Genomic DNA, 22,423 nt, shown 5'->3' on the forward strand with positions numbered 1-22,423 from the left:
CGTTTATTCTCTCCCCTCGATATAATTCAGCTTGTGCAGCAGCCAGATAAACGGTTCGTCGACCCGGATCGGGCTGACGACGCCCTGAATCTTCTGGTCCACCGGATTGCTGCCGAGCGCCGATACCGCGAAATACCCGGTCTCGTTGAAGTAGACGTCCATCGTGCCTTTGAACGGACGGTCCACTTTTTCGATAAAGCGCCGCACTTCGCCGTCGATATTGCCGAATTCGGTCAGATCGAAATAGTCATGGTGCTCCATGTTGTTGAACACATTGCTGTTGGGACGTATGTAGTCGCCGTCTTCGTCCGCCAGCGCGCGCAGCATATCGCTTTTGGTGAGCACGACCGCTGTCGGAATGTCCGTTTTGCCTTTTTCCTGATGCGAGATGAAGTCGCTGAACATCGTCAAGACCACGTCGCGCGGCTCGTCGTAGCGGTTCGTCCACTCGCCCGGCTTGTCGCCCAGCATGATCCGGATCCGCTCGCGGATCGAACGGATCTGCAGCGGATCGACCATGAACAGGATGCCGGCGGAGTTGCGGATATGCCGCCCGTGCAGGTTCATGTATTCTTCGTCCACCATACCCTCGCCCGCCACGTCGAAAAAGACGAGCGTCAGCGGAGGTTTTTTCTCGTCCTTGAACACGAATTGGAAAATGAACGGTTCCTGCATCCGCTCTTTTTGCGTGGACGCCAGCAGGTCGCCGCGTTCGAACAGCGGTTCTTCGTAGTTCATGCGGAACTTGCGGCTGATCTCCGCGTTCAGCGGCATGCAGGCGGCGTCGAACCGGTCGGCCGTCGTCTGCTGGAGCGTATGGATCAGCGACGTCATATAGACGGATTTGCCGACCTGCGACGCGCCGACGATCGAGATGATGTTGCTCGGCACTTTGCCCGCCGTTACCGGCAGTTCGTTGTGGCAGTGCGGACAGAGCCGTCTGCGCGTCGTCTCGCCGTAGCGGTCCGTCAGCGAAGTGAGGACGTTGTCCGTGTACGTGCGATGTTCCGGCAAAATATCTTGCGGATTCAGGATCGCTTCCATATCGTACACCGTATCGAGGCCGAAGCGCTCCCGGTACCGGTTCAGCGGCGCGTCTTCGCGCAGCGCGAAATCTTCGTCGTCTTCGCGATGGTGCGAAGCGCGGAAGACGACTTCCTCCGGCGAAAATTTGCTGAAGCAGTACGGACAGACGATGTCGTAAAAGAGCGGTCTCGGCTGCTCCTGCGGCTTTCTTTTGAATCGGCTAAAAAAGCTCATCCCGTTTCCCCTTTGCTTATGAAATGAATGTCCAATTTCCGGCTGGCGCAGCCCACTTACTCCGGCACCAACTCGTACAGCTGGCCGTACCTTTTTCCATCGGTAAAAAATACGCGGACAAAATCGTTTTTGCCCACTTCGATCTCCGGCAGGCCGGTGCGCCCGGCCGGAAACGGCGCGCTGAACGGATAGACCGTGCCGTCCTGCGGACCGACCGGATAGCCGCCGCTTTTCTTGACGTAGCAGAGCACGTTCTCATCCAGCGGCACTTCGCAGGAGATCTCGATCCGGACCGTTTTGTAAGCGCGGAACAGCGCCTTTCTCTCCCGGACGGAGTATCGAATCTTCGCGCGCCCGGCCGGTGTCTCGACGAGGTTCGAGCCGTCCGGTTGACGGACCAGCACCGGCTCGCCGGAGCCCGGAAGCGCGGCATACACCATATACACAAAACGCCCGATGCCGTCCAGACGATCCCGGTACCCGGCCGCGGCTTTGTATTCTTCGCGCGTGTACAGCTTCAGTCCCGACGCGTCGAAGCCTCCGCCCGGCCCGAAGTCCGCCGGCGAGCCGCCGCCCGCCTGTTCTGCATCGAGCGCCCGGCGCCCGATATAGACCGAATCCGTACCGGACGGCCACTGCCATTGCAGCGTGCAGACGTCGCCGCTGACGCGGCGCGTCAATTCGCGGATGACCGGCGAGTCCGGACCCGCTTCGATAAAGCGCATCCCGGATTCCCCCTTTCTTGACCGAATAAGCCGTTTGAGGCGACCGGAATCCCGGCGCCGTCCCGACTTTTTTCTCATTCTTCACAGCTTCTCCCAGTATAACACAGCCGCCTGCCCGCGGCCCCCGTCCACAGCCGGGGAATACGCGTCATCGGGCGGCGCGATCGAAGCAAACAGGCGGCCCGCACCCCTTTCGGATGACTCGGCCGCCTGCTTGATGACTCTTGGATTGCTGTCTGTCTTGAATCCTTTTCTGCTTGGACCTTGCTTGAATCTTCCTTGAATCTTCCTTGAACCTTCGTCCGTTACTTCGCCTGTCCCTGACGCAGCAGTCCCGGAATCGTCGATTCGAACGAAGGGAACGCGTAGACCAACTGGTCGGCCTGCTCGGCGGACAGCTTCAGCGCGATGACCGGGGTCAGCGCATTGACGATGTCCAGCGCTTCGCGGCTGTAAGCGGCCGCTCCGGCAAGCTTTCCGTCCCGGTCGAACACCAGCGTCAGGTGCGCGTCGGTATCGCCGCGTCCCTGGAAGTCCCACTGCTTGCCGAGTTCGACCGGCTTCACGGTGTACTGCCCGGACTGCTCCGCTTCTTCCGGCGAGACGCCGATCTGCGAAATTCTTGGCAATGTAAAAGCGATCGTGGCGATCGGCGGATACTCGATCGGCGCGTCGATCGTGCCCGACAGCAGAGCGCCCAGATACTTCGCTTCGAATACGGAAGTCGGCGTCAGGCGCGGCTGCTTTTTGTCGAGCACGTCGCCGCTTGCGTAAATGTTCGGCTGCGACGTGCGCAGGTAGCGGTCGACGACGATGCCTTTTTGCGTATAATTGACGCCTGCCGCTTCCAGTCCCAACAGATCCGTGTTCGGAATGCGGCCTGTCGCGTTAATGACGAGATCGGCAGGCAGCGCAAGTCCTTTTTCCGTGGTGAGCACGTACTCTTCGCCCTGACGCGCAAGGCCCGACGCCCGGTCTTCGAAATGGAACACGACGCCGTCGCCCTGCATTTTCTCGATCAGGCGGCTTGCATACGGCTGATGGAATCCGTCAAGCGCGCGGTTCGACGTCTGCACGACTTCGACGTGCGCGCCCGCTTTGGACGCGATCGACGCCAGCTCCATCGCCACGTAGCCCGCCCCGATCAGCACGATGCGCTTCGGCAGCTCCGGCAGGTACAGGAAATCGTCGCTCGTCTTCAGCAGTTCGCTGCCCGGAATGTCCAACTCCGCGGGGCGCTGGCCGGCCGCGATCACGATCGTCTCCGCCGAGTAAGGCACGCCGTCGACTTCGACCGTACGCGAATCGGCAAACTTCGCTTCGCCGTGCAAGATCGTCACGCCCGCACCCGTCAGCATCTCTTCCACCTTGTCCGGCAGCGGATCGAGAATCGAATTTTTGTGCGCCATCAGCTTGGACCAGTCGAGGGTAAACGAACTTTCCAGACCGTTTCCGCCGTACAGCTGCGCATCTTCCATCACTTTGATCGGGCTGTCCAGAATGATCTTCGGGTTGCAGCCGTAGCTCGTGCAGACGCCCGCGATTTTGTGGCGCTCGACCACGGCGATTTTGCGTCCCATCGCGGCGAGCGGCAGCGCCGCGTTCCAGGCCGCCTGGCCGCTGCCGATAAACAAAATGTCGAACGATTGGGTCGGGGATTGAGTCATGATTTTTACTTCCTCTCCGGTTGGGGTATATGATTTCGGTCGTATACTATTGAATCACTCGAAATATATTTACCCGTCCAACCCTACCGTCAACCGCCGGGCGTTCGCGCCTAAGTGTGTTCGTCCCTCTGCCGGCTTTCTTTTTTTTAAAAACCGCTGCTGCGATCGCCCGGACGTTTGCCCAGGCCCGCGGAAGGGTTCGTCGTGCCCAGACCTTTGCGGCCGCGTTCGCGGCGCTGCGGTTCGCTGACCGGCACGACCAGCGTGAACAGCGCGATGATCGTCGCCAAAGCCAGCACCGCCAGCAGCCGCACGGACGAATGGCCGAGCGTATCGCCCTGCAGGCCGAACTCCAGAATCAGACCCGCGACCAGACCTGCCACGGCGCCGCCGATCCCGAAGCTTTTGGCCAGAAAACGGTTGTCGAACAGGATGCCGAGCGCAAGCCCCAGCGCCGCCCCGATCAGCAGAATCAGCGCGATATGCAGCACCTGCAAATACGTGCTGCCCGCCGGAGCCCCCGTGCGTTCGGTCAGCAGCGTATGGTCGTCGAGATTGCGGTAAATGTCCTGAAAAGCCAGCGAGATCTGGTTGGCGTTGGCGACGTCGGTGTAGGTGCCGCCGGTGTCTTCCGCGACATTTTGCAGCAGGCGGAAGCCTTCTTCCAAATCTTTGCGATCTTGTTCGTTGAGCTGTTGATTGTCTTTGTTGCCGAGCCCGATCGCATTGATAGGAATTCTGCGGTCGCGATAGTCCGAGACTACGGCGTTCAGGTCAACGTCGGTCATGCCGTCCGAGAGCAGGATGACCATTGCGCCGCTGTCCGGACTTCCCTGATCGTCGATATGCTCCATCGTACCCGTAAGCGCCTCATCGATGTTCGTTTTGTAAGTCGTCGGTTCGATCGCGTCGATCTTGGCATAAATCTGCTGTTTCTCCGCATCCGTCGCAGTCGGAGTCAAAGGCTGAATGAGCTGCGGTACTTCGTCAAAAGTAAATACGGCTACTCGCTTCTCCGCGTCCATGCGACCGATCAGATCCTTGGCCGCCGCAAATCGCTTATTCTCGGGGTCGTTGCCCTGATTTTCCGCGTCCCCTTCCATGCTGCCCGAATTGTCGATCACCAGCACGATATCGTTGATACGCTTCGCTCCGCCCAGATCCAGTTCGTACACGAACTCGAACAGCGAACCCAGCGCCAGAAAAGCCGCCAGCGTCACCGGAACGAGCATTTTCCACGACAAGCCCGCGTAGCGCTCCCTCCACGAACGTCCGTTCAGCTTCGGCGAGATCATCTCCGCGACCAGACAGCCAAGCCCTATGCAAAAAGCAAGGATCGCAAAATAAATGCCGACCAGCAAAATACTGGACATTTCCCCTTCGTACCGGCTCAGCAGCCATTCCCCGATCGCGAAGCCGACTCCCCCTCCGACCAGTGCCAACAGCAGCAGAAGCCAATTGATTTTTCGCTGCATCTTTTCCACTCCCTTCTTATGCCGCAAACTCTCCCGCAACTTCATCCAATATGCCGCAACTTTATCCAATACCCCTTGGGGCGAATGGATAAGTTCCGGCTGGCGCAGCCACATTCAGGCCGCTTACACAGCGGCTCCCCTCGCAACTTCATCCAATACCCCTTCGGGCGAATGGATAAGTTCCGGCTGGCGCAGCCACATAGGCTTTGCCCTTTGCGCTTTGCCCTTTGCGCTTTGTCGCTTGCCCTTTTTCTCTTTTTCCCTTTTTCTCTTTTTCTCTACTCTTTGCAGCGCCGTGAAACGGCGTCTTGCGTTCGGTCAGGTGGGAAATAGCTGCTCAAATCAAGCTATTCACTTCCTCTACGTCTCACAAGCGCGAATAACTGCGAGAATCCAGCTATTTCGCTCTCATTTGCCGAAAAAAGCTCAAATCCGCCCAATTAGCTGGATTTAAGCAGCTAATCGAGTTTAGTCGGCTAAAAGGAGTAGATTAGCTGGATTTGTGCAGCTATTTGTTTTCTTGCGGCGACCTGCGAAGAAACGGCTGTTAAAACCCGGCAGGTCTATAAGCCAGCTGCTTGCCTTTCTAACCGGACGCCTGTATGAAAATCAACCTGGCGCCTGCATGAAAATAGCTGCGACACGACAACTATTTCCTTCAGATCCGCCGAAAAAGACTTCTATCCGGCAAATTAAATGTCGCAGCGCAGCTATTTGGCTTCAAACAGCCGAAAGGCGCAAAATAACTGCTTTCCTGCACTTATTTTGCGCCTTCCTCTACACATATAGCGACTTCACGGCGTAGAATGTCCCATTATAAAGCAGACCGAACGACGACAATCGATAAGCGGTAATCATTCGGCTCTAGGCACGGCTTTTCCGCCCCAGACCGACCCTAACCGACCCTAACCGACCCTAAACCTCCGCTCAAATCTCCGGCAGGCGTTCGGAATCGATCGCGTGGAACAGGTAGCCTGCTTTTACATAGGCGTCGTAATAGACGCGGCCGTTACGGTAGTACATCAAGTCTTCGATATGGAAGCCGCCCATCAGATTCAGCTTCTCGACGCCGTCGCTGCGGCGTTCGTGGACATAGCCGACGCGGTAGATCCGCGACGTCTCTTCCTCGTTCAGCGCATAGCGCATAAATTCGCCGTTGCCGTCGCCGAAAAAATACTTTTCTTCGTGGCGGTGTTCCTGGGTGTAGTCGAACAGCCGCAGGTTGATCGCCGCGCGTTCTTCCAGCTTCCGGTAGAGGATGCGGAACAAATCTTCCTTGGTCATCGTCTCGCGGTTCTCGTATTCGACGGCGACGTTCGCGCGGCGCAGCAGTTCCTGCTCGTACGTCTGTACGAGCGGTTCCGCGCCCAGCAGCTCGCGGGTGCACAGCTCCGCCAGCCGCTGAAGCAGCCGGTGCTCGCCCGCGCTCATTCCCGCGTCCGGCCCCGCACCCGTTCCGGCCGCCCCGCCCCCGTCCTCCGGACGGTCCGCGATCAGCGCGGCGAGGTCGCCGAGGCGGCGCTCCTCGAAGTAATGGTCGCGGCCGCGGCGGTCTTCCGCGTCGCGCATCAGGCCGTCGACGACGCGCTCGTAATACGGCATCAGGTTCTGGCCGATGTAGTCGTCGGCGCTGCGGGCGCTGTATTCCGCGGCGCGGCGCAGCCGCTCTTCCAGCTGCTCCACGCGGCGAATCATCGCCTTATAGCGCACATGCAGCTCGGACAGCGCGTCTTCGTAGCGCCGGTACAGCTCGATCTCCATCTCCAGGCGCAGGATGCGCAGCTTGAGTCCGTAGACGTGCTCGAAGAAGTAGCGGACGAAGTTGCGCACGTTCTGACTGTCGCGCAGCAGCGCCTTTTTGTGCGGCTGCTCTTCGACGAGACCGCCGTAGAGCCGGTCCAGCTCTTCGCGGGCGCCTTCGCGCTCCAGCATCGCTTCGCGCATCTGCGCAAGCAGCGCCGTCGGCGCGGCGTTCGCGGATTCCGACGAATCGCTCCAGGCGGCGATCCGGTACAGCCCGTGCCGCGCGTCTTCCGCCGCGGCCCGCTCGGCATACTGCCGCAGGCCCCGGCCGATATCGGCTTCGGCCAGGCGCCGCTGCGCTTCCGCCTCGAAATTGCCGCGGAAAAAGCTCTCCGCGGCCGAGCCGAACAGCGTCTCTTCCGCTTCCGCCAGCGTCAGGCGCCGAATCGACGAATACGACGCGGACGAACTCATGATGCCGTTCATGTCCTCAAGCCGGCCTTCGTCCGGCGCGAGGCGTTCCGCCCGCTCGCGCATATGCGGGCGGTCCAGTTCGAGGCGCGACAGCTGCTCGCCCGCCGGCGTCTCGGGAATCTCCCGCATGCGGCGGTTCAGGCCGCGCGCGAAATGGTACAGCACGGCCAGCGCGATCGAGCGGTCCGGCCGGGTCACCCGGGCGAAGCCGCCGGAAGCGAGGCCGCGGCGGCCGGACTCGTCCGACAAGCCGCTTTTGAACGACGAATTGTTGTACTGGCCGGCGCCGGTCTTCAGCCCTTCCAGCGGCTGCTCTTCCAGAGCCGCGGCGCTGCCCGGCGCGCCGTGGTCGCGGCGGCGGTTCTTGAGCAGATGCGCGTGGCAGATAATCTCGTATCCGCCGCGCAGGCCGCCCGGCGCGGCGATGCCGCGCTCGTTTTTGTCCGACAGCAGGTAGACGAGATCGAACAGCGGCGACGGCGCGTGGTTCACGTCGATCGTCAGCCGGTTCTCGGTCACTTGCAGCGGCGCGGAGAACGCGTATTCCGGACGCTGGACGTAATCCAGTTCCCGCAGGAACGACACGCCGACCGAACTGGAATAGCCGAAAGAATCGGACTGCTCCTGATCGCTGACGAGCACGTACAGATCCGTCTGCACGGACTTGAACGACTGCCCGAACACCGCGCCGGCCAGCAGCGAGATCTCCGGCGTCAGCACGTTCATGGCGTCGTCGGCATGCGTCACGACCGACAGATGCAGCCGGTCGAACGAAGCGAACAGCCGGCCGCTCTCGGACAGCATGCGGCTTGAGCGGCGCAGCGCGCGATTCAGTTCGTACAGATGGTCCGCCTTCGAATTGACGAAGGCCCGGTGCGTGTCGCGGCGCAGCGTGTTCTCTTCCGCGCCGCGCCCGCCGAAAGCGTCCCAGCGAAAACGCACCGCCTGGCGGTGGCGGTCCAGTCCGTCTTCCGGCAGCGCGGCCGAAGCGACGTGGAAATAGGCGATGCCCGCCGCGTTGTCGTATTTGCCGCCGTTCAGCTCGGTCAAGACCGACGCCGCTTCGGCCGCCCGGTCCCCGACAAACAGGAAAGCGGCCGGATAATGCAGGCCGCTCCTCCCTTCCGCGAAGCCCGGAAGCCCTTCTTCCCGCGCCGCGTACGCGGCGGCGAATTGCTCCAGCAGCTCGTTCATGTTATCTCAACCTTTTGCGCAGCTCGTTCAGCTTGGCCGCGGTCTCTTGATAGAAGCGGTACGCTTCTTCGCCGTTCACGAGTTCCATTTTCTCGTATTCCAGCTGCTGCCGCGCTTCGATGAACGTCGTATACAGCTCGTCCAGCTTGCCGACCAGCAGCGAGACGTCTTCCGAAGCGGTCAGCTCGTTCGAGCGGCGGGACGCTTTGCGCAGCAGCGTCTGCCGCTGCCGGTCGCCGAGCGAACGGAATCCGTCGTAGATCTCGAAATGCGGATAGCTGCGGCTCTTCATCAGATTCACGAACGGCTCCCAGCTCTCTTCGTCCTCTTCGCGGTCGTAGACGTACAGCGCGCCTTTTTTGACGATCGTCTCGGTGTAGAGCGCTTCGATGTATTGATCCAGCAGTTTCTCTTCGCCGGCATGCTGCGACAGCAGCGATTCCAGTTCGGACAATTTGGCCTGGATCGTCTCGTACTTCGCCAGTTCTTCGCGCACGCGGCGGATCTGCTCCGGCGAACGGATCAGGTTTTCTTTGGCCAGGTCTTCGTTGATGCTGCCGAAAATGTCCTTGACCGACTCCCGGCCGATGCCTTCGCTCAGCAGGCGCTTGAGTTCGGCGTGCGCGCGCTTCACTTCGCCGAGGTTCGGCTTGGCGCTTTGCAGCTGCATATCGAAGCCGGCGAGCGACGCGAACAGATCGAACGACACCGTCGTGACGACGGAATAGCGGCTGCTGGTCGTCTGATCGGCGTCTTTTTCCACGATGACTCCGTACTGGCGCGCCCGGTCGAACTCGCTGCGAACGCGTCCGTTATAATCTTTGACCCGGCCGTTATCGTACACGTCTCCCCACGACTGCTGCGGAATCGGCGACGGCAGATACGTCCAGTTGTCGCGTTCCGTCTGCACCAGATGGCGTCCGACGCCTTCTTTGCCGAGAATGGTCCGTTCGTAGTTTTCTTCATATACCTTGAGCGGCGTATAGACGAACAGCGGCACCCCGTTGCGCGTGTTGAGCCAGAAAATCCGGTTCTTCACCTGGCTTTCCTTGACCGTAAAGTTCGATTTGCCGATCGCGTTCTCCTGGTAGTTGCGAATGCCCTTGAGGATGCCCGGCGCCTGAACCGGCACGGACACGAAGCCCCACGAAGGGAAATGCAGATTGCCGGAGCTGTTGCTCAAATGGAAGACCGGGATCGCTTCCTCGTCCAGCTTGCCCGCGATGTTGCGCTCGACGAACTTCTCGATCGACTCGTCTTCGCCGAACTTCATGCGCAGAAAATCTTCCATCGACTGCGTGATCAGATCGCCGAATTTGCTCGTCAGGAAGTCCGAGATCGAACCGACGATATCGACTTCCTGCTCTTTGATCCAGCGGTCCGAGTGGTCGACCAGTTCCTGCGAGAAATCGCGGATGAGGTCGTCCACGTCGCGTTTTTCCATAATATTGCCCACGACTTTGGAGATGTCCGGCACGCTGACCACGTTCCAGTAATACGTTTTGTTGCCTTTGTGGTCCACCTGCTCGTCGCCGCGCGTCAGAATCTCGCCGTTGCGTTCGAAGATGGAGCTCAGCGCGTTCAGAATCTCGGTAAACACGCCGTAGATGCGGTTGTTTTCCCGGTTCAGCAGCTCGTAGAAATCTTCGTAGAACTCGATCATCTGCTCGGTGCGCTCGATGTCGGCCCGCAGCCAGTATTCGTTCATTTTGGCTTCGATATAGGCATTCTTCTTCTTGTCCCGGGAAATGAGAGCGCTCTTCGCGTCGCCCAGACGCTCGTTCGCCTGCTCTTCGGCCGCTTCGATATCGCGCGGAATACGCAGCAGCGACTCGCGCAGGTTCTCGATATACGCCTGAAGCATTTTGAGCAGGGAGAAGCCTTTTTCCGTATAAATGAGGCGCGACACGTAGAACGGACCCTGTTCCGGGCTCAGGAAAGCACGGCGGATCTGTTCGGAAAAACGTTCCAGCATCTCGCCCGGCAGCTGTTTCTTCATCTTGATGTATTCTTCGCGCGCCCGCGTCAGGAACGTCTGCTCCAGCTCGGCGTCCATGCTCACGCTTTGCATTTTGATCACGTTGGCGTAGCTGAGACGTTCGCTGTTCTGGTAGCCCGGAATCGGTTCCGGCACTCTCGACTCGAATGTTTTGAGCATCGAATCCGGGTCAAGCGCAAGCTTCTGCGCAAACCGCTCGATCTCTTCCTGGTTCGGCGCGTGCTGGAACATTTTCTCCATCTTCTGGAACAGGCGGTACGCCAGGTACGTCGTCATCTCTTCAATCGGAAGCACCGCCGACGAGGCGCCGATGATGTTGTAATCGTAGTTGGCCGGATAGGCTTTGGTCATCTGCGCGATATTCGTCCGGATGTTGCTGATGTAATCGTGGATCGCGAACTCTTCGCCCGACGCTTTTTCCTCGCTGGCCATAAAGTTGGTGATATTCTCGGCCGTCACGTTCATGCAGTAATCGTACGCGTTCTCCAGCAGTTTGCCTTCGGTGTTGGTCGCGGAGATCAGATGGCACAGGTTAAAAGGCGGCAGCGGCGAGTTGACGGTCAGGATGCTGCCGTACTGCTGCTTGAACCGCTCCCCGCGCGCATCGACGTTCATCCAGTAATCCAGTTCTTTGAGCGCGGCGTAGCCGTTTTTGCGGACGTATTCGCGCGTGTGCTCGCTGAGGCTTTTGTTCGACAGGTTGACGTCCGGCGTGAACAGGTAGCCCAGCATGTTGAGGCGGTCGACGCCGGCCGCGCCGTGGTCGCGTTCGACCAGCCCGCGGATGATGTACGAAATGTCGAGGAACGAGCCGCTGCCCGTACCGCCGGACAGTCCGGTCAGCAGGAACACGGTGAGCTTCTTGTTCGTGCCGACGGACAGCGTCTTGATCTTCTTGTCGATCGCCTGCACGACCTGGTTGATCTTCGTGAACAGCAGCAGGCGGCCTGCCTGGCGTACACCAGCCGCGCCGTTCATGCCGTCGGTGATGCTGAGTTCCGGCGACAGCCATTCGGTGATATACGGCTCCAGAATGCTGCGGTTCTGCAGCAGTCCGCCGATCTCGGCGTTGGCGAGCAGCACGAATTCGTTGATCGGGTCGAGCCCGATGCCTTTGTAGCGCTTGCCGCGGTCCTGCTCGTTCGTCTCGAACGCGAGGAATTCGACGTTGGACGGCTTCTCCATCTTCTTCTTGGAGACCGGATCGGCCGGCAGCTTGAAGCGGCGGTTGATCTGGTACTTGAGGCGCAGCAGGGCATCGATGCCCGTGCCGCCGAGTCCGATGATCAGCATCGGATTGTCGATGGTATCGACGCGGATCTTCTCGCTGACGATCCCGCCTCCGAGCGAGACGTCGAGCTGCTGGATATGTTCTCTTACGATCGGTTTCATGAAAAGCTCCTTTCGGGATGCGGCTTTCGCGCTTGTGCTGCTTCGCGGAAAGCCGATTCGGTGCAATGGCGAATAGGATGACGGGAGGCGATGTCGGTATGTGTGTCGTGTGTCGGCGTCGGACGTTCGCCGGAAAGAATGTTGTCATTAGGTCAGCATTTTGAGCGAAAAAAAACGTTTAGACGAATAATGTGATCAAAAAGGCAGCATTTTCGGCATGATTGCGCTCATTTGCTTCGTATTTGGCGAAAATGTTGTCTTAACAGCAACATTTTCGATTTTCGGACCGGTTTGAGGCGAAAATGTTGCCGTAAAGGCAGCATTTTGTGTAGGTGGCTGCCGGGAATCGGGTGAAGTCGGGATTCGGGCGAACCTTTGCGTTTTGGAGCGGGTTTGCGTGAGTCGATTGGGATTTCTTGAGAAATCGGGCAAACCTTTTTGCGTTTTGGAGCAGGTTTGTCCGAGTCAATTGGGATTGCTTGAGAAATCGGACAAACCTTTGCGTTCCGAAGCGGGTTTGCGTGAATTGATTGGGATTGCTTGAGAAATCGGGCAAACCTTTTTGCGTTCCGAAGCGGGTTTGTCCGAGTCGATTGGAATCGCTCACTGGATAAAATTCGAAGCAAGTTGAACCGTTCTTGCTTCGAATTTTTTGATTAAAATCGCTTGATGATTCGGACAAACCTTTTAGACCAGATATTCCAAATTGATCGTCTTCCCGGCTTGGGCCATCGGAACGGTAATGCGGTCGCCGCTTTTCAGTTCCAGGCCTTTCGACGTATCGACGACGCGGCCGGATTTCTCGATCGGGACGCCTTCGGCGCTGCTGCGCAGCAGGATGCGGTCGTTCGAACCCGGAGTGAAGACGATGTTCTCGGCGTCTTTGAGTTCGGGTGCGAGCTGAAGCAGCTGATGCAGGTTAAGACGCCCTTTATACGTATTTAGTTTCTTATACTGCGGATAAGAACGTTCGCCGGTGTTTTCGTCGCGGATCTCGATCACCATTTGGCCGACGAAGCCTTTGTTCGCTTTTTTGAGATAACGCATCAGGAAAAAGACAAGCGCGGCAAGAGCAAGCAGCCCCAAAGCGCCGAGAATGACCGGAACGAGCGGGAACGGCTTGTCCGCTTCGGTTCCCGAACCGCCGGACACGGCGCCGGAAGCGGCATCGATGCTCAGCGGAGCGGATTCGCGGTAGAAGCTGTCGGCTTCGGCCCGGACCAAAAGCGTATATTTATGCGCTTCCGGCAGCGGGTAGCTGCCGTCGAACTGCGTGCCCGCGAGCGACATCGGCACGTTCGTCTCGATGCCGGTGTCCTCGTCCTTGACGACAAGCGTTCCTGTCATCGTCTCGTACAGTTCCGGCGTGTCCAGCTTCTGGCCGGCGCTGGTCAGGTAGGCGGAGACGTCGACCGTATCGCCTTTGCCGTAGGAAGAACCGCTCAGCGGAGCGACCGCCAGTTCAAGGTCGTAGTTGAAGACCAGACTGATGTCGATCTGATCCTGATCCGCGCCCTTGACGCTGAGCGTCCAGTCGCCTTCCTGCGGCTTGATCAGCTTGAGCAGCGAATACGTCTTGGACGTGGACAACGTCACGGCGTCCGACGGAATCGCGACTTCGGCGCCGCTCGGGTCTTTGAGCTTGAGCTCGACTGTTTGGCCGGAGGTAATGGACACGTTCGCTTCCAGCACGTTCGCGTTCGGCACGCTGACGGTGACGTCCTGGAACGCGCCGCTGCCGGTCAGCGGATCGAGCGGCACGACGTTAAGTTCCTGATGGCTGGCAAAAATCTCGCTCAGGATGCCCGGCAGCTCGTCCGCAGAATCCGTGACGAACGATTTGCCGTTCGTGTCCGACGCGATCTTCTCAAGCTCGGCCTGGTTCAGCTTGCCGTCGGCGTTGAGCCCGATCGTATAGACCGGAATGCCGGCGTCCGTCGCTTTTTGCACGGAGGCGGCCAGCTCCTGCTTCGACTGGTCGAGCGTCTTGGCCTTCGTCGTGTTGAGCTGCGTATTGCCGTCGGCCAGCAGCACGATCATCGGTTCGCGGCCGGTCTGCGCGCTGCGCTGCAGCATGTTGACCGCTTCGGTGACGCCGACCGCCGTATCGGTATAGGCGCCGCGGCCGAGCTGGCCGATAAACGTCTTCAGCTCGTCTTTGTCGCTCTGGCCCTGGATCTCCAGCAGCGCTTTCTCGCGCTGGACGACGTCCGTGTACGACACGATGCCGACGCGGTCGCCCTGCACGGGCAGCATGTCGATAAACAGCCGCATCGCTTCGTTGCCGATCTTCTGCGGATCGCTCGTCGCCATCGAGTTGCTGGCATCGAGCACGAGCACCGCGTCGATCGGGGCGGAGCCGGCGGAAGAAGCCACGCTTTGCGGGGTCGCGGTTCCCGTGGCCAGAGCGGAAGACGCGCCGGCCGGGAGCAGCGCCGTGCTCAGCAGCAGCGCCGCCAGCAGCGGGTAGACCCACTTTTTGATTGTGTGCACCATTTCGACAAAACCCCTTTATGTGTAAATGCGTTCTTCATTCAGGCTTGCGCCGTTTCGGCAGGGCCGCCCGGTTCGGGGCGGACGCCAACGAAACTATCATAGGCCTGTTTTCTGTGAAAATCCTTAATATTTCGTTAATAACTTCTGAATAGGTTGTAACTTTCCTGCTAAAAACACATTTTAAGGCCGATATTTCAATAAAATCCGAGGAAAACCATTTTTTACTCTCTTTTGTTCAGGGGCTTACGTCCCGCCTGCCTGCTTCCGCTCCGCAATCGAATTGTTGCACGCGGCGCCTTTTCCGGCTATCGTTAAGCAGGTAAGGTCGTTCGGATCTGCGGGGCCGCGAAGCGCGCCAAGCGGGCGGCCGACAGCAGAACATGCGCCGAAAGACCTGCTTCGAATTATAACGCAAAACGTGCGGCGGTTCACGAGTCCGTATCTTCCGAAGCCGGAGGACGCGGTTTTTCGCTATTCCGCCCCGAAATCGAGCCCGGAAAGGAACGTGCAGACATTGTCCGCTTTTTTGATCTATCTCACATACGGGATACTCGGGATTTTGTTTCTTTTTACGGTCATTAAATCCTTTATTTATATGCGCAGCCCGAGAAGGGCGCCCGAACGGGCGGAACTCGACGAGCGGCTGCTCAATACGCTGAACGATCGGCGTGAACCGGAATGAGCAAAAAACTGGCCGTAACGTTCAAGCCGTACGAACGCACCCCGTATGCCTACGACAAACTTCGAGTCTGCCGCAGATGCGGCAGTTATACCGTGCTGTCCCCGGACGTATGTCCGTCCTGCGGACGCCGGGCGCTGTCGGACGTGCCGGCCGCGGCCCGGCGCGAGACCCGGCGTTCCATGCAGTCGGAGCTGCTGTTCGCCGCGCTGCTGACGCTGCTGGCGATGTTCTTCGCCGGGTCGATGCCGTGGATCGGCATCTCGGCCGCGGCCGGCGTGCTGCTGATCGCCCTGCTCGGCTTCGCCCAGTACCGGGCGTTCGAGCCGCAGCTGCGCATCCGGACCGACCGCCTGTTCGCCCGCGACCGGGACCGGATCCGCCACGGGCTGATCCAGGACATCCGCGCCGCCGAGGCGAGGCTCGACACGGAGCCGGCGCGCGCCTACGAGATGCTGCGCGAAGTGAACACACTGCTGCGCAACGATCCGATCCGCGGCCTGCAGGCGGAACTGCTGCAGACGTTCGTGCTGCGTCGCGACATGGACCTGCTCGTGGAGCCGCTGCTCATGGACGGCTTCTCTCCGCATCTGGCCGGCTATATCGGCGAGGTGGCGCGGCTGAACCGCGAACTGATCAAGGAAAGTTCGATCCGCTACTGCCTGCGGTACGAGCCGCAGATCCGCAGCCTGCCCCGCGGCGAAGAGATTCTCGCTTCGGTCGCGGGCGCGGCCGTGCGGATGAAGCGGTATATCGAACTGTACCCGGAATTTATCCGGCGCTATGCGCACAAACTGCCCGAAGACCGGCTGGAGCGGCTGCGCGAAGCGCTGTCGCAGCATCCCGGCAGTCTGGAGCCGCTCAAGCTTGAAGCGGACGAAGTGTACCGGGTCCGCTTCGGCGGACGAAGCCCGCGAGGCGGGAACCGGGCATGACGAAAAAGCTCCGCAATATCTTTATGACGATCCGCGGCGCGCTGACCCTGCGCAATTTGCTGGCTTTTCTGTGCGCGCTCGCGCTGCTGGCGGTCATCGTCAAAGGATTCCGCATCGAAGCGAAGATCGGCCAGGTGCGGCAGGCGGACGCTTTGTATGCGCAAAACCTGCGCATTCCGGCCGAGGAAGCGTATGCGGCGGCGCTTGCGAACGGCGCGATCCGCTACCGCGAAGCCCATATTCGCGAGCGGCTCGCCGGGCTCGCTCCGGTCACCCGCCTGCGCGAAGAGATCCTGAAGTCCAAAAGCGAACTGCTCAGCGCCGCGGGCCGCGGCGACTTCGACGCTTTTCTGACCGCGTACGAGACGTACGGCCTGTTCGGACGGCTGTCGCTCGAAGGCGAGTGGGCGGCCGAATATACGGAACTGAATGAGCGGTACGAGCTGGCTTCGACGGTCGGCGCCGCTTTTTCGGCGTTCCGCGCAGATTATGCCGCGGAACTTGCGGCCAATCTGGAGGCCGGCGATTACGGCGACGAATCCGCCAAGTGGGCGCTGCTGCGGATTCCGGCGCCTTTTTTTGCCGATCATGCCTCGGCGTCGCCCCCTGCTTCTCCCGCTTCGGCCGACGTCCCTTCCGCCGAAGCGGAAACGTCCAAGTCGGAGTCGCTTAACGCCCTGCTCGGCGATTACGATAGGCGCAAGCTCAAGAAACTGGCGGCGGCCGGACAATACGACCGCATGCTGGACGAAGCCGCAGCTACGCTCGGCAGCTATGCGCAGCACGGCTTCGACGCCCCGTGGGTGCAGGAGCAGGCGGAAGAGACCGCCGGAAGAGTGCTGCGCAAAGAGCTGGACGGTTCGTCGTTCGCCGCGTTCGCCGGTCATGGCCGCAGCTTTGCGGACTTTGCTTCGGCGGCCGGCCTGCGCAGCGACCTGAGCGTCTGGATCGAGGCCCGGGTCGGCGAATTGGCGGCTCGCGCCGACGCCCAGGTCGCGGATCGGCGGTTCCGCGAAGCGATTGCCCTGTACGAAGCGCTGGGTGGCTATGCCGACACGGGCGACGCCGTTGCGCGGGCCGAAAGCGCGTGGACCCGGGCCGAACCGCTGCGCATCCTTGAGCGGTGGGATTCGTCGCATACGTATTCGTTTGCCGTAACGGGGCAGGACCGATTCGGCGCGGACGTGTACGCGGCGGCGCTGGACGAGAGCGGCGTCCTGCACTACGGCACCGAGAGCGGCGGCCGCGCGACGGTGCGCAGCGCTCCGCAGGAGCTTGCTGTCGCCGGCGCGCGCGGATTGGCGCTGGAGGAGAGCCTGTCCGGCGGCGAAGCCCCGGTGTTCGTGGCGGAATCGGAATCAACGTCGCGCCGGGCGGTCTACACGGCCCTGCTCGCGCGAAGCGATTCGCTCGACCTGATGTTTCGGATCGAAGCGGACGGCTATACGATCGAAAACGGCGAGCAGACGCTGCGCGCGAACCATCCGATCGATGCCGACGAAGACGGCCAGACGGCGGTGTACGAACGTTCGGGCGACGTTTTCTCCTTCGTCGAACTGGAAGGCGGCACGCTCGACATCGGCGGCGGCAATCCGGCGTCCTATCCGGGGCAGAAAGTCAGCGCCCGTCTGACGGTGTTGGAATCCGGCTACGGACAGGCCCGGGCGCAGGCCGAAGACGGCTCCCGCCTGCTGCTGCGCGGCAGCGTAAATTTCGAACCCGGCACGTACGAGGTGACCGGCGTCTTCGAAGGGAACTATGAAATTATCGCGTGGCCGGAAGCGGCTGAGGCGGCGGAGCCGACAGGGAGCGATGCTCCGTCGGGCAACGGCATGGCCGACGAAGCAGCTTCCCCGGAGACCGATCCCGGCGGTTCCGGTTCTCTTCCCGCGCCGCTGGCTGTTTCCGTTCCTGTATTCGAAGTCGACGCCGCGCGCGGTTTTTGACCCTCTTCCGAAAAAAAAGAACCCGACAACACACCTCGGCGCGCGGCCGTAACACCCGGCGCTCAACCGCAGGTAGAAAGCGCGCCAAACTCGAATGTCTCTCTATTGTCGGTCGCCGTCTTCCTCTGTAAGCTTGAGCCATAGACCTATTTCCGGAGGAGCGACGACCGATGAAAGAACAAGTGGCAAGAAATATCCATAACTACCGCAAAGCCCAAAAAATGACCCAGGAAGAGCTGGCGCAGGCCGTGGGCATCTCCTACCAGGCCGTATCCAAATGGGAAAACGCCCAAAGCCTGCCGGATATCGCCCTGCTGCCGCAGTTGGCCCGGGCGCTGAATACCGGTATCGACCGGCTGCTCGGTTATGCGGCGTTCGACGCCCCTGTCACCCTCTACGAAAAAGAATATCTGGACAGCGCCTACTATTGGGGCACCGAACCCAATTCGGCCTGTTACGAGATTCTGAAGCGCATGCCGCCGGTTCGTCGGCTGTCCGTGCTGGACATCGGCTGCGGCGAAGGCAAGGATGCCGTGTTTCTGGCCCGCAACGGGTATGACGTGACGGCTTTCGATATTGCGGACGCGGGTCTGGAAAAAGCGAAGCGGCTCGCCGACAAGGTTGGCGTCGAGATCGAACTGTTCAAGGCGGACGTGCAGGATTACCGGCTCGACCGGCCGTTCGATATCCTGTTCTCCAGCGGAGTCCTGCATTACGTCCGGGCGGATCTGCGCGAAGAGCTGTTCGGCAATTACAGACGCTTCACCTCTCCCGGCGGCCTGCACGTGTTGAACGTGTTCGTGGACAAACCGTTTATCGCGCCGCCGCCGGAAAACGAAGCGAACGCCCACGCCTGGCACTCCGGCGAACTGCTCGCGCTTTACCGCGATTGGCGCATCGAGGACAGTTCGGAAGTGATCTTTGACTGTATGTCTTCCTGCGTTCCGCATCAACATGCCATGAGCAAGCTGATCGCCCGCAAACCCGCTCCCGCCGCACAATCTTCCTCCACGTAAACAGGAGCAAACGTCGCCTCTCCTTAACAGACCCGGCCCGAGCTTTCCGCAGCCCGGGTCTTTTTGGTGCGCGTGCATTTTTTCCCATTCCCGGAATCGGCAGCGCGGCTCTTAAACATTTTCCAATTCTACGACGACCTGTAGGACAAGGGTGTCCAAAATGGTTTATAATAGTTGAGCACAACTTATTCGACGCATTCGACGACCCACATCCAATCTGGAGGACACCCCACTTGAACTACAAGAAACGACAGGTTTTAGGTTTTGGCGGCATGCTGGCCATTTTGCTCTCGGTGCTGGCGGCCGCTGCCGGTTTCCTCTACTTCAACAACGAATCGGTCAACGTCGATATGGAATCCCGTTATGGAAAAATGAAAGCCGCGTCCGATCTGCGCAGCGCTTTCTACGCGCTGGACAGCGAGCTCGGACGCCTCGTCAACGAGGACGACGACGCCCGCATAGCGGCGCGGCTCGAACGAATCGAAGAATACCGCCGGCAGTCGCTGGAACGGCTGATGTTCGCGGAAAGCCTCAACGTCAGCGCCCAGGGCAAAGCCCGGCTTGCGGCCATAAGGCTGGATTACGAAGACTATTTGAACGCGGCCCGGTCACTGACCGAAGAGATCGCGGGCGGCGCGGCCCCCGCTGCGACCGAAGCGCTGGCCCAGACCGCGGAAGAAGGCCGGGCTCAGCTGATCGAGAACCTCGACGCTTTCCAGGCAGCCCAGGAAAAAGCGCTGGAGCAGTCCCGCAACCGCACGAGCGAAATGACGCAGTTCATGCTGTGGGCGATCGCCATCGCGGTTCCGCTGCTGATCCTGCTCTCGGCGCTGCTCATGCTGTGGACGATCCGCGGCACGACGCGCAGCCTTCGGGACGTGACCGACGTCATGCGCGGCGTCGACTTCAACCGTTCCGAATCGCTGCCGCGGCTGCGCACCGATACGAACGACGAGATCGGCAATATCGCGCTGTCGTTCAACGAGATGGCCGAGTCGCTGGAGACGCATAACCGCAATACGCGCGAATTGAACGAAGAACTGGAAGAACATAACTGGATTCAGACGGCGCTGGCCGAATCTTCGGCGCTGTATCAGAACATCAACTCGCTGGAACAGCTCGCAAGCACGTTCCTGCGCAAGATCGTGCCGCTGACCGGCTCGGCTTACGGCGTGTTCTACATCCGCCGGGAAGACGAAGAACTGAAGCGGATCGCTTCCTACGCCGGTTATCCGGCCGGCGAGCCCGCGGAGACGTTCCGTATGGGCGAAGGGCTTGTCGGCCGCGCCGCCGAGAGCGGCGAGACGCTGTCGGTCGACGATCTGCCGAACCATTATCTGCGCATCGCTTCCGGGATCGGCGAGATGCCTCCGGCCAGCCTGCTGATCGTGCCGGTCCGGTTCGAGCAGCGCGTCGAGGCCGTGGTCGAATTCGCTTCGCTCGCCGCGTTCACGCCGGCCCAGAAGCACCTCGTCGAGCAGCTCATGAATACGCTCGGCATCGCGCTCAACAGCGTGTCGGGCCGTATGGAAGTGGACCGGCTGCTGCGGGAATCGCAGATGCTGTCCGAAGAGCTTCAGACCCAGACCGAAGAACTGCAGGCGCAGTCCGAAGAGCTTCAGGCCCAATCGGAAGAGCTGCGAAGCCAGCAGGACACGCTGCGCGGCGCCAACTCGCTGCTGGAGCGGACGAATCTTCAAGTGGAAGAGAAGAACCGGCTGCTCGAAGTCGTGCAGCGCGAACTGGTGCGCAATTCCGAATTCCAGTCCGAGTTCCTCGCGAACATGTCGCACGAACTGCGGACGCCGCTCAACAGCATCCTGATCCTGTCGCAGATCCTGTCCGAAAAAGACGAGAAGCCATTGACGGGGCAGGAAAAAGACTACGCGTCCACGATCTATCGCTCGGGCAAAGACCTGCTCGCCCTGATCGACGACATTCTCGATCTGGCCAAAGCGGAAGCCGGCCAGATGGAAGTGACGATCGAACCGTACAACGTCACGGAACTTCCGCATTCGATGGAAGGGCTGTTCGGCGAAGTCGCCAAGCGCAAAGGCGTCGGGCTCGACATGATCGTCGAACCGGAAGCGCCGGAACTGATCTGGACCGACGGCCGGCGCCTTGAGCAGATCGTCAAAAATCTGCTGTCCAACGCGATCAAGTTCACGCCGCAAGGATCGGTATCGCTGAGAATCGGCACGGCCGATTCCGAAGGCGAGACCGGAGAGCGGACGCTGCGGCTGCAGGTGTCGGACACGGGCATCGGCATCGCGGAAGACAAGCGCAGCCTGATCTTCGAAGCGTTCCGCCAGGCGGACAGCACAACGGAGCGCGTGTACGGCGGCACGGGGCTCGGCTTGTCCATCTGCCGCGAATTCTCGCGGCTGCTGAACGGACGCATCGAAGTGGACAGCGTCGCCGGGGAAGGCAGCACGTTCACCGTGATCCTGCCGCTCGACCTGCGCGACGAGCAGCAAACGGAGACCGAAGACCTGTTCAAGTCCGGGTATGCCCGGCCGGTCATCGCGCCCGGCATCTCGAAGCTGCCGATGCCTTCCGATCAGGAAGGCGACCTGGAGCTGTTCCGGGACCGGAAGCTGCTGCTGGTCGACGACGACGCGCGCAACATCTACGCGATCTCCGTCGCGCTGGAGAACAAGGGCGCCGACGTCGGCATCGCCGAGAACGGCCGCGAAGCGCTGGACATCCTCGAGTCGGACCCTACGTACGACCTGGTGCTCATGGACATCATGATGCCGGTCATGGACGGCTACGAGACGATGAAAGCAATCCGGGCCAAGCCGCAGTTCGGCGATCTGCCGATCATCGTCCTGTCGGCCAAAGCGATGAAGGACGAACGCGAAATGTGCCTCGCCGCCGGCGCTTCGGACTATATCAGCAAGCCGCTCGATATCGAGAAGCTGTTCTCGATGATGCGCGTCTGGCTGTCGAGCTGACGGCCGCTTAACCGACGGGAAACGGGAATTGAGAACGGAACGGGAATTTAACTAGTCAGAGCCAAAAAAACCGCTGAACCGGTGCAATCCGGGTCAGCGGTTTTTCGCATAAAATCGTCGTTGAATCTTTTCAATCGGCCGCGTTCAGCCCCATGACTTCAAGCCCGTAGATCCGCGCCGCCGTATCGCCGCCCTGCGTCGGCTTGTCCACGACGAGCTGCACGCAGCGGGCCGTCGTCAGCGGAATCGCGCGCTGGTACGGGTATGGGTACATAAGCCCCGACGCGAAAGCGAACAGCACGACGGCCGCCATCGAATAGAGCAGCACGATCCGGTTGAACATTTTTCGCTTCAGATGGTTGAGGTAGAAGCTTCGAAGCGTTCGCATGCTTTGCCCCTTTCCGCCGACTCCGGGCCGCCCCGGCCGGGTCGCGCTTTGCTGCGCACAGTGTACCACCGGCTTTT

The 22,423-nt window shown here is 60.3% G+C and carries 12 protein-coding genes; 4 read left to right on the forward strand and 8 right to left on the reverse strand.

Annotated elements, in window-relative coordinates; genetic code table 11:
- Window positions 1–3: 3 nt before the first annotated feature.
- The 7 genes from FTE24_RS12320 to FTE24_RS12350 all read right to left on the reverse strand — a co-directional run bounded on the left by FTE24_RS12320 (window position 4) and on the right by FTE24_RS12350 (window position 14,425).
- Window positions 4–1,260: a TRAFAC clade GTPase domain-containing protein gene (locus tag FTE24_RS12320; protein ID WP_141448145.1), complete on the reverse strand. Its 1,257-nt coding sequence runs from the start codon at window positions 1,258–1,260 to the stop codon at window positions 4–6.
- A gap of 56 nt (window positions 1,261–1,316) precedes the next feature.
- Window positions 1,317–1,985, reverse strand: coding sequence for a beta-mannanase (locus tag FTE24_RS12325; protein WP_141448144.1), 669 nt, complete (start codon window positions 1,983–1,985; stop codon window positions 1,317–1,319).
- Between the two features lie 305 nt (window positions 1,986–2,290).
- Window positions 2,291–3,652: a dihydrolipoyl dehydrogenase family protein gene (locus FTE24_RS12330; RefSeq protein ID WP_150233593.1), complete on the reverse strand. Its 1,362-nt coding sequence runs from the start codon at window positions 3,650–3,652 to the stop codon at window positions 2,291–2,293.
- A gap of 146 nt (window positions 3,653–3,798) precedes the next feature.
- Entirely contained in the window at window positions 3,799–5,127 is a 1,329-nt protein-coding gene (locus FTE24_RS12335; protein WP_150233595.1) for a VWA domain-containing protein, read from the reverse strand.
- A gap of 927 nt (window positions 5,128–6,054) precedes the next feature.
- The gene (locus FTE24_RS12340; protein WP_150233597.1) at window positions 6,055–8,538 is read right to left on the reverse strand and encodes a transcription initiation factor TFIID; all 2,484 of its coding nucleotides are present in this window, start codon (window positions 8,536–8,538) and stop codon (window positions 6,055–6,057) included.
- 1 nt (window position 8,539) lies between these two features.
- Window positions 8,540–11,929: a tubulin-like doman-containing protein gene (locus FTE24_RS12345; RefSeq protein WP_141448140.1), complete on the reverse strand. Its 3,390-nt coding sequence runs from the start codon at window positions 11,927–11,929 to the stop codon at window positions 8,540–8,542.
- 687 nt (window positions 11,930–12,616) lie between these two features.
- Window positions 12,617–14,425 (reverse strand): vWA domain-containing protein, encoded by a 1,809-nt coding sequence (locus tag FTE24_RS12350; protein ID WP_150233599.1) that lies wholly within the window; start codon window positions 14,423–14,425, stop codon window positions 12,617–12,619.
- Window positions 14,426–15,103: 678 nt separating this feature from the next.
- Between FTE24_RS12350 and FTE24_RS12355 the strand changes: the two genes are divergently transcribed.
- The 4 genes from FTE24_RS12355 to FTE24_RS12370 all read left to right on the forward strand — a co-directional run bounded on the left by FTE24_RS12355 (window position 15,104) and on the right by FTE24_RS12370 (window position 21,958).
- Window positions 15,104–16,039 carry a hypothetical protein gene (locus FTE24_RS12355; RefSeq protein WP_141448138.1) on the forward strand — a complete coding sequence of 312 codons (936 nt, stop codon included), beginning with the start codon at window positions 15,104–15,106 and terminating at the stop codon, window positions 16,037–16,039.
- A complete protein-coding gene (locus tag FTE24_RS12360) occupies window positions 16,036–17,985 on the forward strand; it encodes a hypothetical protein (RefSeq protein WP_150233601.1) in 1,950 nt (649 codons plus the stop codon). Before FTE24_RS12355 ends, FTE24_RS12360 begins: the two co-directional genes overlap by 4 nt.
- A gap of 170 nt (window positions 17,986–18,155) precedes the next feature.
- Window positions 18,156–19,001, forward strand: coding sequence for a methyltransferase domain-containing protein (locus FTE24_RS12365; RefSeq protein WP_141448136.1), 846 nt, complete (start codon window positions 18,156–18,158; stop codon window positions 18,999–19,001).
- Window positions 19,002–19,234: 233 nt separating this feature from the next.
- Complete coding sequence (locus tag FTE24_RS12370; RefSeq protein ID WP_150233603.1) at window positions 19,235–21,958, forward strand: hybrid sensor histidine kinase/response regulator; 2,724 nt, start codon at window positions 19,235–19,237, stop codon at window positions 21,956–21,958.
- Between the two features lie 130 nt (window positions 21,959–22,088).
- Here the strand turns inward: FTE24_RS12370 and FTE24_RS12375 are convergent, their stop codons facing one another.
- The gene (locus FTE24_RS12375) at window positions 22,089–22,346 is read right to left on the reverse strand and encodes a hypothetical protein (RefSeq protein WP_150233605.1); all 258 of its coding nucleotides are present in this window, start codon (window positions 22,344–22,346) and stop codon (window positions 22,089–22,091) included.
- Between the last annotated feature and the right edge of the window lie 77 nt (window positions 22,347–22,423).

The organism is Saccharibacillus sp. WB 17, from assembly GCF_008634075.2.
GTDB classification, from domain to species: Bacteria; Bacillota; Bacilli; order Paenibacillales; family Paenibacillaceae; genus Saccharibacillus; species Saccharibacillus brassicae.